General features: G+C 44.7%; 11 protein-coding genes and 2 tRNA genes. 2 read left to right on the top strand and 11 right to left on the bottom strand.

The genetic code is table 11. The annotated features are described in order from the left end of the window. Positions 1-72 precede the first annotated feature (72 nt). From phoU to P401_RS0102375, 11 genes are all read right to left on the bottom strand, one after another. Positions 73-735, bottom strand: a complete 663-nt coding sequence (phoU, locus tag P401_RS0102425) for a phosphate signaling complex protein PhoU (RefSeq protein WP_023467542.1) — start codon at positions 733-735, stop codon at positions 73-75. 18 nt (positions 736-753) lie between these two features. Then, on the bottom strand, positions 754-1,530 hold the full coding sequence (gene pstB, locus P401_RS0102420) for a phosphate ABC transporter ATP-binding protein PstB (protein WP_053454494.1): 777 nt from the start codon (positions 1,528-1,530) through the stop codon (positions 754-756). A gap of 99 nt (positions 1,531-1,629) precedes the next feature. Further along, positions 1,630-2,538, bottom strand: a complete 909-nt coding sequence (gene pstA / locus P401_RS0102415; protein ID WP_029341063.1) for a phosphate ABC transporter permease PstA — start codon at positions 2,536-2,538, stop codon at positions 1,630-1,632. Between the two features lies 1 nt (position 2,539). Next, the gene (gene pstC, locus P401_RS0102410; RefSeq protein ID WP_029341062.1) at positions 2,540-3,481 is read right to left on the bottom strand and encodes a phosphate ABC transporter permease subunit PstC; all 942 of its coding nucleotides are present in this window, start codon (positions 3,479-3,481) and stop codon (positions 2,540-2,542) included. A 90-nt stretch (positions 3,482-3,571) separates the two neighbouring features. Continuing rightward, positions 3,572-4,516 carry a PstS family phosphate ABC transporter substrate-binding protein gene (locus P401_RS0102405; protein ID WP_029341061.1) on the bottom strand — a complete coding sequence of 315 codons (945 nt, stop codon included), beginning with the start codon at positions 4,514-4,516 and terminating at the stop codon, positions 3,572-3,574. 225 nt (positions 4,517-4,741) lie between these two features. Further along, positions 4,742-6,814 carry a peptidoglycan D,D-transpeptidase FtsI family protein gene (locus P401_RS0102400; RefSeq protein WP_029341060.1) on the bottom strand — a complete coding sequence of 691 codons (2,073 nt, stop codon included), beginning with the start codon at positions 6,812-6,814 and terminating at the stop codon, positions 4,742-4,744. Between the two features lie 135 nt (positions 6,815-6,949). Then, complete coding sequence (locus tag P401_RS0102395) at positions 6,950-7,558, bottom strand: superoxide dismutase (RefSeq protein WP_029341059.1); 609 nt, start codon at positions 7,556-7,558, stop codon at positions 6,950-6,952. 93 nt (positions 7,559-7,651) lie between these two features. Beyond that, positions 7,652-9,112 carry an alpha-amylase gene (locus tag P401_RS0102390; RefSeq protein ID WP_029341058.1) on the bottom strand — a complete coding sequence of 487 codons (1,461 nt, stop codon included), beginning with the start codon at positions 9,110-9,112 and terminating at the stop codon, positions 7,652-7,654. Positions 9,113-9,228: 116 nt separating this feature from the next. Further along, a tRNA-Ile gene (locus P401_RS0102385) sits at positions 9,229-9,302 on the bottom strand. Between the two features lie 11 nt (positions 9,303-9,313). Continuing rightward, positions 9,314-9,387, bottom strand: a tRNA-Met gene (locus P401_RS0102380). 128 nt (positions 9,388-9,515) lie between these two features. Next, the gene (locus P401_RS0102375) at positions 9,516-11,159 is read right to left on the bottom strand and encodes a Na/Pi cotransporter family protein (protein WP_029341057.1); all 1,644 of its coding nucleotides are present in this window, start codon (positions 11,157-11,159) and stop codon (positions 9,516-9,518) included. A gap of 207 nt (positions 11,160-11,366) precedes the next feature. Here P401_RS0102375 and P401_RS0102370 point away from each other — a divergent pair, with 207 nt between their 5' ends. Then, positions 11,367-11,852, top strand: a complete 486-nt coding sequence (locus P401_RS0102370) for a hypothetical protein (RefSeq protein WP_034785923.1) — start codon at positions 11,367-11,369, stop codon at positions 11,850-11,852. A 167-nt stretch (positions 11,853-12,019) separates the two neighbouring features. Beyond that, entirely contained in the window at positions 12,020-13,129 is a 1,110-nt protein-coding gene (gene ispG, locus P401_RS0102365) for a flavodoxin-dependent (E)-4-hydroxy-3-methylbut-2-enyl-diphosphate synthase (protein ID WP_023467533.1), read from the top strand. The last annotated feature ends 51 nt before the right edge of the window (positions 13,130-13,180 follow it).

Here is a 13,180-nt window from a genome sequence, read left to right as displayed (position 1 = left end):
CTATTCTACAAACGTGTTTCGAATCCCTTTACAAAAAAAGTAGGCAGAGGAAATTCCTCCTGCCTACTTGATTCATCCGTTTAAATCATAATGTTTTCCTTTTTCGAGATAGATCAGATGCTCCCCGACGTTCGTCAAGTGATCACCCATCCGCTCGATATAGCGACAAATATTCGTGAATTGCATGACTTCATCGACGACGATCGGCTGAAGCGACATATGACGCATGTACTGACGAAGTGCCTTATATGTCGTCTCATCAATGACGTTATCGAGATCAGACAAGGCTTTTGCTTTCTCGACATCTCCGTCACGATAGGCGACGATTGCAGTTTCCGTCATATCCAGTAATGTCTCGAATGCTTCCTTCAACAAAGAGATATCGATGACATACGGGAATGTTTCGACACGAAGAACCGCTTTTGAGATATTCCCCGCATAATCGGCAATCCGTTCGAGATCCGACGAAATTTTCATCGCCGTGATGATTCGTCTTAAATCTGTCGCAACGGGTTGTTGCTTCGCGATTAATAGGATCGCATCATCGTTGATTTCAAGCTCAAGATCATCGAGTTCATTATCGTTTTCGATGACACTCCGCGCGATGTCTTGATCATATTTTTCGAGTGCTTCTGCCGTCGTTGCGATCTGTTGCATCGTCTTACGAGCCAGTAAAAAAACCTTTTGATCGAGTATTGCAAGATTTTCTCCAAAAATCGTACGGTTCGCTGCCATTCGTCTCGTCTCCCCTTCTTATCCGAATCGTCCTGAAATGTAATCTTCCGTCCGCTTGTCACTCGGATTGCCAAAGATCCGGTCTGTTTGATCGAACTCGACGACTTCACCATTCAAGAAGAACGCTGTTTTATCCGAAACACGTGCCGCCTGTTGCATGTTGTGTGTCACGATGATGATCGAGTAGTCTGATTTTAACTCTTGGACGAGTTCTTCTACTTTTAATGTAGAAATCGGGTCAAGTGCCGATGTCGGCTCATCCATCAAGATGACATCTGGCTCGATTGCAAGGCAACGCGCGATACAAAGACGTTGTTGCTGACCACCAGAAAGACCATAGGCATTTTCGTTCAAGCGATCTTTGACTTCATCCCAGATCGCTGCACGGCGTAAACTGCGTTCAACGATCTCGTCGAGGATTTTTTTGTTTTTGACGCCATGGACACGGGGACCATAAGCGATGTTGTCATAAATTGATTTTGGGAATGGGTTCGGTTGCTGGAAGACCATTCCGACCGATGTCCGTAATTCTTCGACACCGTATTCTTTATCAAAGATATTACGGCCGTGATACTCGATTGCACCATTCGTCCGTACGATCGGAACGAGTTCGACCATTCGATTCAATGTTTTGATGAATGTCGATTTCCCGCAACCAGACGGTCCAATGATTGCCGTGACTTCATTTTTCTTAATATCGAGATTGACATCTTTCAGCGCATGATCGTCACCGTACCATAAGTTTAAGTCTTTGACGTTATAGACGCTCTCACGTGCTGCTACTGGTTGGTTCATACGCTCTGTCCCTTCTGTAACGACTGATTTCGCATTCAGCTTCGTATCCATCATCTGTCTTCCTCCTTAAAAGAAATCCCTTCTATCTATCTCGTTCGATTAATAGCGTTTTGAGAATCGGTTCCGAATCCAGATTGCAAGTGAATTCATCGTCAAGAGGATAACCATTAAGACGATGATGCCTGCCGCTGCAAGTCCTTGGAAGTCCGCTTGTGGACGACTTGTCCAGTTGTAGATTTGAATCGGTAATGCTGTGAACTCCGAGAAAATACTTTCTGGCGCACGAGCGATGAAAATCGCAGCTCCGACCATGATAAGTGGTGCTGTTTCACCAATTGCTCGGGATACAGCCAAGATGATCCCAGTAATGACACCCGGTAATGATGCCGGAAGAACGACTTTGAACGTCGTTTGCCATTTTGACGCACCGAGTGCAAGTGATGCATGACGCATTGCTTGTGGAACGGCACGGATTGCCTCTTGAGACGAGACGATGACGACCGGAAGACTCATCAATGCTAGTGTCAATGCTCCTGCAATCAATGTTGAACCGAAGCCCATGTTACGTACGAAGAACGTCAAACCAAGTAAACCGAAGACGATCGATGGTACACCTGCAAGGTTTGAGATGTTGACTTCGATGAATGAAGTCATCCGACTCTTTTTCGCATACTCTTCTAGATAAATCGCTGCTCCGACACCAATGATGAAAATCATTGGGATGATCAAAAGCATCAAGAAGATCGATCCCATTAAAGCTGGATAAATCCCAGCACGTTCCGAACGGCGTGATGGTGCATTTTGCAGAAACTCAAGTGATAACCATGAAGCACCGTCACGGATGACGCCGAACAGAAGAATACCTAAGACGACGAGACCAAAGAACAGTCCAGCAAGGAAAATGACTTTTGTGACGTTGTTGACGACGAGTCGCTGGCTAATCGATTTCTTCACCGCGACCGGATCAATGAATTTTTTCGAGACAGGTTGCTTTTCTGGTAAGGCCATCTTAGTACTCCTCTCTGAAGCGGCGTGTGATCCAGTTCGCAAGTAAGTTCATCACTAATGTGAAGACGAACAAGAGTGTACCAACCGCATAGATACTGTAATATTCGACAGTTCCAAATCCAGCATCACCTAAGGCGACCTGAACGATATACGCTGTCATCGTTTGGACTGGCTCGAGTGGATCGATCGCAGCTGTCGGATTCGAACCACCAGCGATTGTTACGATCATCGTCTCCCCGATTGCACGTGACATACCGAGTACGATCGATGCAATAATACCTGATAATGCAGCTGGAACAACGACTTTCAATGCAACTTCAAGACGAGTCGAACCGAGTGCAAGCGCACCATCACGAATTTTTTTCGGAACAGAGCTCATCGCATCCTCAGAAATCGAAGCAATCATTGGAATGATCATGATCCCGACGACGATCCCCGGACTGAGCGCATTGTAAATTTGAATACCTGGAATCAACTTGACAAGCAATGGTGTAACGAACGTCAATGCGAAGAATCCGAAGACGATCGTTGGAACACCTGCTAACACTTCAAGAATTGGTTTTAAGATACGGCGTGCGCGGTCTGACGCGTACTCACTTAAATAAATCGCTGATGTGAGACCGATCGGCACGGCAACTAGCATCGCAATCACGGTAATCTCAAGCGTACCGACGACAAGTGGCCAAATTCCATACTCTGGTTGTGAGTTGAGTGGATACCAGCTCGTACTGCCGAAGAATTCCTTGAACGGAACGACTTCGAAGAAGTGTTCTGTTTCAATGACTAACGTGAGAATGATGCCGATGGTCGTAACGACCGAGACAAACGCACAAAGGAATAACACGATCGGCATGACGCGTTCCATGACGTTTTTCATACTATATTTTTGCTGTCGGTTCTGTTGAATCAGCTCGCGAACCGATTTATTTTGTGGTGAACTCATCCTTCTTCACTCCCTACTCCTTCTTGACATGAGAACGGGACCCAACCGGTACAGACTTCCCCGGTTGGGCCATCCTCATGACTCGATGATTTATTTCATTGCATCTTCAATTGCTTTTGCGTTTTCATCGTAACGATCTTGCGGCATTTTGATATATCCAACTTCTTCAGCAAGATCACCAGCGTTTTCGTTCGTGAACTGAACGAAATCAGCGACTTGTTTTTTGTCTTTCATCGATTTGTTATTGATGTACGTGTAGATTTCACGTGACAGTGGATAAGAAAAATCTTTGATCGTTTCTGGTGTTGGATCAACTGCATCTTTGCCTTCAGCAGAAAGTGGTACTTCCTTCAACTTATCTTTATTCTCTGCGTAGTACGCATATCCGAAGTATCCGATTGCGCCTTTCGTTCCTTCAACACCTTTGACGAGAACGTTATCGTCTTCTGATAATTGAACATCTTTACGCATATCTTTTTTCTCAAGTACTTCCTCAGAGAAGAAGTCGAATGTTCCTGAGTCTTTACCTGGGCTGAAGAATTTCAATGGTTCAGCCGGATAAGAAGAATCGACATCTTTCCAAGTCTTGATGTTCGGATCGAGCCAGATTTTCTCGAGTTGCTCCATTGAGAGTTCTTTTACCCATGTATTTTCTTTGCTGACTGCGACAGTCAAACCGTCATATGCGAGTGCCATTTTTGTGAATTCAATGTTGTTCTTTTTCGCTTCAGCTTCTTCTTCTTCTTTAATTTCACGCGACGCGTTTGAAAGATCTGTTTCCCCAACGACGAAGCGTTTGAATCCGCCACCTGTACCAGAGACACCGACTGTGACATCTACGTCAGGTTGTTCCATCGAATATTCTTCACCGACAGCTTCCATGATCGGGAAGACAGTAGAAGAACCGTCGATTGCGATTTTTCCTTTTAAATCAGATGAACTAGCAGAACCGCCTTTATCGTTACCACATGCTGCCCCCACTACTGCGATTGATGCTACCGTTGTGATGAGTGCTGTTTTTTTCATCCAAGACATGATTAATTTTCCTCCTCGAAAGTATGTCGCTGACGATGCTACGACTTTTTATCCGTTTTCCTTACAAGACTTATACTACGGATGAACTATTAAAACGAAATGAATCCAACGTAAAAGAATTGTAAAGGCGTGTTTTTTAGTGTTTACAATTCGAAATCCATTAGAAAAAAAGGTCAATGCAAACAAAAAAACGAGAGTGATTGCTCACTCTCGTTTTCCATCTAGTTAATTTGGCTTAGTTTGCCACGGGATATCTTTGACATTAAAGTACGCTTTGACAAGATCGTGACCAATTTTCGAGTTGACGGTTTCTTGTTCCATATAAGGAAGGAACACGGCCCACGCCATCTCTGGATTATCATACGGCGCCCAGCCAACGAGGTTCGAGTTCAATGAACGAACCGGTTGACCGCTTCCGTCACGTAAGGCGATTCCATCGTCACCATAGACACTGACCTGCGCTGTACCTGTTTTAGCAGCTGCATCAATACCAGTTTGTGCGATGATTTTTGCTGTACCACGCTCTCCCTTGACAACACGATGCAATCCTTCTCGAACATGATCAATGTTATCTTGACTGACTTCAATCCGATTCAGGTAATTCGTCTTGAAGCTATAATCAACTTGTTTTGTCCCTTTTTCAATCGAATTCGACGCGAGCACTTCTTTTAAGAAGTGCGGCTGAACACGATAACCACCGTTGGCAAGCGTTGAAATATACTGTGCGACTTGTAGCGGTGTAAAGGCATCATACTGTCCGATGACTCGGTCCATGAGTAGCGTGACACGGTCAGGTGTCCCTTGAACACCTTTTGCTTCGTACGGTAAATCAACACCCGTTGTCACTCCAAGCCCGAACTGACTATAGTAATTCTGCATGATCGCAGCTGCTCCGTCTACACTTGCTCCGGCAATACCGTTACTTGGATACTTCGCCATCCGCATCGCAATGTTGAACATATAAACGTTTGATGAACGCTCAAGTGCCGTCAAATCCGTGATTGCTCCCATGTTGACGTACGATGCTTTTTTTGTACCCCCGATTGTAATCGGCGCATCATTGATGACTTCGTTTTGACGGATGACACCCTCTTCGAGTCCCATCGCAACTGTTGCACCTTTGATCGTCGAACCAATCTGAAGGGATGTCAACACGTTATTGATTGCGACATCTGAGAACTTACCGGTTGATGGATCCAACTTTTGACCAGACATCGCAAGAATCTCACCAGTCTGTGGGTTCATGACGACGGCGTAACCTTCTTTTAGATAACGACTACCCATGCCACGCCCCATTTTAATCGCTTGTTGCATGATTTGGTCGACTTGTTTGTTGTACTCTGCATCCACGGTCAGAACGAGATCTTTACCGGACTCGCCTTCTTCGCGTTTTGGATCACCGACCGGCTCTCCATTGAACGTCTCATACACATCGTACGCGGGTTTCCCGCGCAGAAGATCCTCATACTGTTGTTCAAGGAATGATGTTCCGACACGGTCATTCAAGCTGTAACCTTTTGCTTTGAACTCCGCTTGTTGTTCTGCTGGAATCTTCGAGTACTTCCCAAAGATGTTTCGAAGTGTTCCTTCATATGGATAAGAACGCTCATAGAACGGTTCCACCGATACACCTTTTAAATCTTCTAGATTTTCATCGATGATCGCCATCTCTTTTGCAGAAGCACCGAGTTTGACGAGTTGTGGATCAAGCGCATATCCGACTTCCATGTTGTGTTTGATCGCAATGACTTCCATCGTTTGATCGTCATAATCGATATCGTCTTTCGTAATCGCATCTAATCGGATTTGATCCTGTTCTGCGATTGATAGTTTACTTTGTGCTTCTGCTGAAGGATATTTCTGTTTGACGGCTTCTTGATAACGACGATCAGACTCTTTCGTGTTTGTCGCGATCCAGAAGTCCTTAATATCACGTTCTGTGACTTTCCAATCTTTTTTAGGCAAATCAATGATTGCCGCAAGGCGCTGTGCAATCTCAATGCGTTCATCGACTTTCGTCGTTTGTGCTCGACGGTAGACGATGGAGTATTTAGAAATCGTATCAACCAAAAGACGACCATCCCGGTCATAAATCTTTCCGCGTGGCACTTCATATTTTGATGCGATCATTTCTGTTTTTTGAACTTCCCGCGAAATTTTCTCACCATTGACGATTTGCACGACTCCTAAACGGAAAATCAAAATCGCAAACAATAAAAAAACGACGAAGAACATTAAATTCAGACGAAGCGGCAGATGATTACGCCGTCTTCCTCGTACGGTGATTCGTTTAGCCATGGCGTACTCCCCTATCGTTCAAAAGTCATCTTGTTTCATTATATAGAAGGAAACTTTCCATAACAACCTATCCCATCATTTTCCGCATTAAAAAAAGCGTATCGTTCACAATTGAACGATACGCTCATTTTCACGTTACTTCGCGTCAGCGTAAAGCTTCGCTACGTGATCCCAATCAACGACGTTGAAGAACGCATTGATGTAATCAGGACGACGGTTTTGATAGTTGAGATAGTATGCATGTTCCCAAACATCAAGACCGAGGATTGGTGTTTTGCCTTCCATGACTGGTGTATCTTGGTTTGGTGTCGAAACGACCGCCAATTTCCCACCATCAACGATTAACCAAGCCCAACCTGAACCAAAACGAGTTGTTGCTGCTTTCGCGAACGCATCTTTGAATGCATCAAATGATCCGAATGATTCATCGATTGCTGTCGCGAGTTCCCCTGTTGGAGCAGCTCCATCGTTCTTCTTCAGCAGTTTCCAGAAGAATGAGTGGTTCCAGTGACCGCCACCGTTGTTACGGACTGCAGTTTGAATGTTTGCTGGGAGAGCATCCAAGTTTTGAAGAAGTTCTTCAAGTGACTTTCCTTCATGTTCTGTACCCTCAAGCGCCGCATTCACGTTCGTGACATACGTGTTGTGGTGTTTCGTGTGGTGAATCTCCATCGTACGAGCATCGATATGTGGCTCAAGCGCATCATAAGCGTAGCCGAGTTCTGGTAATTCAAATTTTGACATGTTCATGTCCCCCTTTGTGCTATTTTCGAAAACTTCAATACCCTTTAAGACTAGCAAAAGAACCTGTGTTGACGCAAGTCAAGACCCTCGGATTTACTCGACTTCTCGTGGAGCAAAAACAGAGACACCTCCACCTGGAACTGGGAAGACACCGAATCCTTCATCGTCGATCACAACTGGGTGATCTTGGTGGTTCGTATAATCGAACCACTCTTGTCCCGCGCGCTCTTCACCAACGAACATGCGCTTCTCGCACATGTCAGCATTCGACAATAAGACAGCACAGCCAGAGTTCTCGATTTCTTCTACGCCTCGACGAACCCAACCGACGCAATGCGGATCATCGAGATAATCTTCTTGGTCACCATATGCTTTGTGATAACGTGCATACAGTAAAGCATCAATCATTTCTTTTTTACCCTCTACAGGATGAGGTCCTTGCACTCCATAATAGTCACCGTAGAAGACACATGGATAACCGTCTTTACGAAGTAAGATCGATGCATACGCATGCTGTTTGAACCAGTCATCTACCCATGATTCGAGTGATTCACCTGGTTGTGAATCATGATTATCGACGAACGTGACAGCATTCGTCGGGTGTGATTCGACGAGCGTATCTGTAAACAACGTTGTTAAATCAAACTCTTGTCCCTGGTTCGAAGCTTCATGGAATTTATAATGAAGGGGAACGTCGAACAAATCGATCGTGTAATCAACGCTATCAAGGAAATGACGGCAATCATCGAGATCTGATTTCCAGAACTCCCCGACCATATAGAAATCGCCATCATTTTTCTCGATCATCGATTTTGCAAATTCATGAACGAATTCATAATTGATATGTTTGATTGCGTCGAGTCGGAATCCTTGGCAGTCAATCGTCTCTTGGAACCAATGCCCCCAGCGGATCATCTCTTCACGTACTTCCGGATGGTTATAATCGATGTTCGCGAACATCAAATAATCATAGTTTCCGAATTCGTCATCGACTTGATCGTTCCAGTCTTTATTTTTACCGGATATCTTGAAGACACCGGTTTTTTCTTCACGAGCATCGAAATCCGTTCCATTAAAGAATTCATGTGTCCAGACAAAATCCGAATATTTTCCGTTTCGACCAGGGAACGTAAATTTCGTCCATGCTTCGATTTCGAATTCTTCTGAAATTTCTTTCGAACGGTCTTCTGGATGGACCTCAACGACATTGATTGTCTCAAGTTCATCGGCTGCTGCTTTATGGTTCATGACAACATCCGCATAAATGGCGATGTCATTCTCACGAGCGACTTGAATCGCTTCGACGAGTTCATCCTTTGTACCGTATTTCGTACGGACCGTTCCTTTTTGATCAAATTCGCCTAAATCATATACGTCATAAATTCCATATCCTGTATCTTCATCTGATTGACCTTTTGACGCCGGTGGAATCCACACGGACGTGATGCCGGCAGCACGTAATTCAGGCGCCCGCTCTTTCAAGCGTTGCCAGTGCTTCCCATCATTCTCTACATGCCACTCAAAAAACTGCATCATCGTATGGTTACGTTCCATCTCTCTTCGCTCTCCCTTAGTTACTATAGTATGAATATTATTACAATATCTTTACTATTCCCCGGAGGAACAAAAATAAACGCACCTCGTTTTTCAACGAGGTGCGTTCTACTGAATGGACCCTGCAGGGCTCGAACCTGCGACCGGACGGTTATGAGCCGTCAGCTCTAACCAGCTGAGCTAAGGGTCCTTAAGTAATAGTAGCGGCGGAGGGAGTCGAACCCACGACCTCACGGGTATGAACCGTACGCTCTAGCCAGCTGAGCTACACCGCCATGATGTATGTTGCTTTACTCTTACTAGATTACGAGATGTGGCGAAACTTGTCAATATGCTATTTCAAAAAAATAAACAGCTGATTTCATTTTTTGAAATCAGCTGACATAGACAAATCGTATTTCGCTTAGTTCGTTAATGCCGTCCGCTGTTCAAGGACGAGATCCGTGATGTTTACAGCATGATCGCCAATTCGTTCGAGGTTCGACAAGAGATCGACGAAGATCATCCCTGCTTGGCCCGTACATTCGCCAGCGTTAACACGAAGGACATGGTGTTTACGGAATGAACGTTCGAGTGCATCAAGTTTACCTTCGAGTTCTAGAACTTTGCGAGCTCGTGTAACATCGTCCTCTTCGACGGCGCGAACGGCACAGTCGACGATTTCTTGCGTCAAGGCATACATATCATCAAGCTCTTGTTTCGCTGATGATGTGAACTGAATCCGGTTGACGATTTGGAAATCGACCAATTCGACGATGTTTTCGACGTGGTCACCAATTCGTTCAAAGTCATTGACGGCATGCATCAGTAACGAGTGTTCATTTGATTCACGCTCTGATAAATCATGTGCCGCTACTTTAACGAGATAACTTGTGACTTCTGTATTTAAATGATTAATCGCATATTCGATCTGTTCTGATTCTGATACATCCTTTTTATCATGCGATTGCGTGTAACGGTGTGCTTTTGCAAGCGCATCTTTTGAGAATTCACCCATTCGTAACACTTCAAGCTTCGCTTGGTTTAATGCGAGTGCCGAAGATTGGTTCAAGATATTTTGATCGAGATGACGCGGTTTTGAATCAATCGTCGTATCCGTACCCGGTACGATTTTTTGTACAAGCCATGCGATTTGCGCAATGAACCAACATTGAATCAACGTATTGACGACGTTGAATGTTCCGTGTGCAAAGGCGATTTGCATTTTCGGACCTAATTCAAGCGTGCCTGTGATCCATGTGATGAAGCTTGAGAAGATTGGTAATGCAATCAGGAACAATACTGTTCCGATGATATTGAAGATGACGTGTGCTGCTGCTGTTCGTTTAGCTGCAATCGACGCACCAAGTGCTGCGAGTACTGCTGTGATCGTCGTTCCGATGTTATCACCGAACAAGACCGGAAGAGCTGCTTTGATATCGATCATGCCACCAGCGTACAACTCTTGTAAGATACCGATCGTTGCTGACGACGACTGAACAAGAACAGTAAAGATTGTTCCGACGAAGACACCCAGCAATGGGTTATCCGACATCGATACCGTCAACTCACGGAACCAGACGCTTGATTCAAGCGGAGCCATTCCGTCGCCCATCAAAGTGAGACCATAGAACAATGCACCAAAGCCAAAGAAAATCTGTCCGATGTATTGAACCCGTTCTTTATTGAAGAAGAAGATCAAGAAAGCACCAATTGCGATTGCTGGAAGCGCAGCTTCCTTGACGTTAAAGCCGATGATGAAAGCCGTAATCGTTGTTCCGATGTTAGCCCCCATGACGACTCCGATCGCCTGTCGTAAATTCATCAGACCTGCACTAACGAGTCCGACAACGATGACGGTCGTCCCTGACGACGACTGTATCAAAATCGTGACGACGATACCTGCTAGGATACCTAACAATGGATTTGTCGTATATTTATCAAGGATATAACGTAATCGGTCTCCTGCTGTTTTTTGGAGCCCATCTCCCATATACTTAATACCGAATAGGAAAATCCCGAGTCCACCGATGAAGGTGAAAATCATTTCCTGCAAATCATAGTTCATCTTGCCAGCTCCTTTATTTCATGTGGATTGATGTGTTTGTAAAGTTTATTTTCTCAACTTCCCCATTATGTAAAGGTCCGGTGAACTTGTAAATAGTTTTTGCGACATCCGTTTGTTAAGGTTTTATTAATCTGTACCATTACACATAAACCCTTTATTACCAATCAAAATTAAACAATTAAAACCTGTTTTAAAACAGTAGAAAGAGTGATTCACTTGTCATTTTTACGTCAACTGATTAATTACTTACAAACTTCCTTAATTCCAAATCGTCTGTTTTTACGTCTTCGTTTGGCAGATGTTTCCCTTTATTTTTGTGGATTAGCTTGGATTTCGCTTTGGACGACGATCATTGATTCCTTCTTTTTACAAAAAAGCATCCCGATCGTTGCTTGGTTCATCCTTCATTTCATCTTTATCGCAATTGCTGTATTACTTTACGTGTTGTTCATGGCGTATCTAACGAAGGGATTCGTTCGATTGTTACTTCCCCGTCCGTGGGCATATCGCCAAACGTTTCCTTATACGGTTGCAACGAATCTCTGGTCCTTCCCACTTGGTATGCTTCTATACCAACTCGATTATCCTCGCTTCGGAATCGGGGTGCTCGTAATTGGACACTTCGTCTACACATTAGTGCCATTATGGATTGCCCGTTCCTCAAAGCCACGCGCTTCACGTAAACCCCAATGAGTATTAAAATCAGGCGTCCGACGGATTGACGGACGCCCTTCTTTCATTAAACAATTGTAAATGTTCAATTTTCGTTCTTGTTTCTCGATTTTTAGGGAATAGTTCGATATGATAGAAAAGGTAAACATAAACAATATGGCGGTATGCCACAAAAGGAGATTTTCGATATGCCGAAAATGGTCCATCGCTCTAAGACTCGTCCCGTTCGTGTAGGGGACCTTGTCATTGGTGGAAATAATGAAGTCATCATCCAAAGTATGACGACAACTAAAACACACGACGTCGAAGCGACAGTCGCTGAAATTCTACGTCTTGAAGAAGCTGGTTGCCAAATCGTCCGCGTCGCTTGTCCGGAAGAACGTGATGCGCTCGCACTTGCAGAAATCAAAAGCCGAATCAACATTCCGCTTGTCGTAGACATCCACTTCAACTATAAACTTGCGCTTATGGCAATCGAAGCTGGCGTCGATAAAATCCGGATCAACCCGGGTAACATCGGTCGTCGCGAAAAGGTCGAAGCCGTCGTGACAGCAGCAAAAGCGAAAAACATCCCAATTCGTATTGGGGTAAACGCTGGTTCACTTGAAAAGCATATTCTTGAAAAATATGGCTATCCAACTGCTCGTGGTATGGTCGAAAGTGCTTTGCACCATATTAAGATCCTCGAAGACCTTGACTTCCATGACATCATCGTCTCGCTTAAAGCATCAGACGTACAGTTGGCGCTTGAAGCGTATCAACTCGCTTCTGAATCGTTCGACTACCCACTTCACGTCGGGATTACGGAATCCGGTCCACTTCGTTCTGGTTCATTAAAATCAGCAGCTGGACTTGGCGCGATTTTGTCACGCGGAATCGGAAACACAGTTCGTGTATCTCTCTCAGCGGACCCTGTCGAAGAAGTAAAGGTTGCAAAAGAAGTCTTGAAGTCATTCGGTCTCGCGGCGAACGCGGCGACATTGATCTCATGTCCTACATGTGGTCGGATCGAAATCGATTTGATGTCGATTGCCGCAGAAATCGAAGACTATATCGAAAACATCCAAGCGAACATCAAAGTCGCGGTTCTCGGATGTGCGGTCAACGGCCCTGGTGAAGCACGTGAAGCTGATATCGGTATCGCTGGTGCACGCAACGAAGGATTGTTGTTCCGTCACGGAGAAATCATCCGTAAAGTACCGGAAGCAACGATGGTCGAAGAATTGAAGAAAGAGATTGATGCGATCGTTCTCGAAAAACAGGCTGAAAAAGAAGCCGAAAAAGCGAACCACGCATAAGTTAAAGACTCCTCCCTCGCGAGGAGTCTTTTTTCGTATCTCGATTTCGAC

Origin of the sequence: Exiguobacterium acetylicum DSM 20416 (genome assembly GCF_000702605.1) — a bacterium.
GTDB classification, from domain to species: domain Bacteria; phylum Bacillota; class Bacilli; order Exiguobacteriales; family Exiguobacteriaceae; genus Exiguobacterium_A; species Exiguobacterium_A acetylicum.
This window is presented reverse-complemented; position numbering and strand designations above follow the sequence as displayed.

What these genes read in the sequence shown, in the direction of transcription:
- phoU (WP_023467542.1), bottom strand. Translation starts at nt 735, where the DNA reads ATGGCAGCGAACCGTACGATTTTTGGAGAAAATCTTGCAATACTCGAT.
- pstB (WP_053454494.1), bottom strand. Translation starts at nt 1,530, where the DNA reads ATGAACCAACCAGTAGCAGCACGTGAGAGCGTCTATAACGTCAAAGAC.
- pstA (WP_029341063.1), bottom strand. Translation starts at nt 2,538, where the DNA reads ATGGCCTTACCAGAAAAGCAACCTGTCTCGAAAAAATTCATTGATCCG.
- pstC (WP_029341062.1), bottom strand. Translation starts at nt 3,481, where the DNA reads ATGAGTTCACCACAAAATAAATCGGTTCGCGAGCTGATTCAACAGAAC.
- P401_RS0102405 (WP_029341061.1), bottom strand. Translation starts at nt 4,516, where the DNA reads ATGTCTTGGATGAAAAAAACAGCACTCATCACAACGGTAGCATCAATC.
- P401_RS0102400 (WP_029341060.1), bottom strand. Translation starts at nt 6,814, where the DNA reads ATGGCTAAACGAATCACCGTACGAGGAAGACGGCGTAATCATCTGCCG.
- P401_RS0102395 (WP_029341059.1), bottom strand. Translation starts at nt 7,558, where the DNA reads ATGTCAAAATTTGAATTACCAGAACTCGGCTACGCTTATGATGCGCTT.
- P401_RS0102390 (WP_029341058.1), bottom strand. Translation starts at nt 9,112, where the DNA reads ATGGAACGTAACCATACGATGATGCAGTTTTTTGAGTGGCATGTAGAG.
- P401_RS0102375 (WP_029341057.1), bottom strand. Translation starts at nt 11,159, where the DNA reads ATGAACTATGATTTGCAGGAAATGATTTTCACCTTCATCGGTGGACTC.
- ispG (WP_023467533.1), top strand. Translation starts at nt 12,020, where the DNA reads ATGCCGAAAATGGTCCATCGCTCTAAGACTCGTCCCGTTCGTGTAGGG.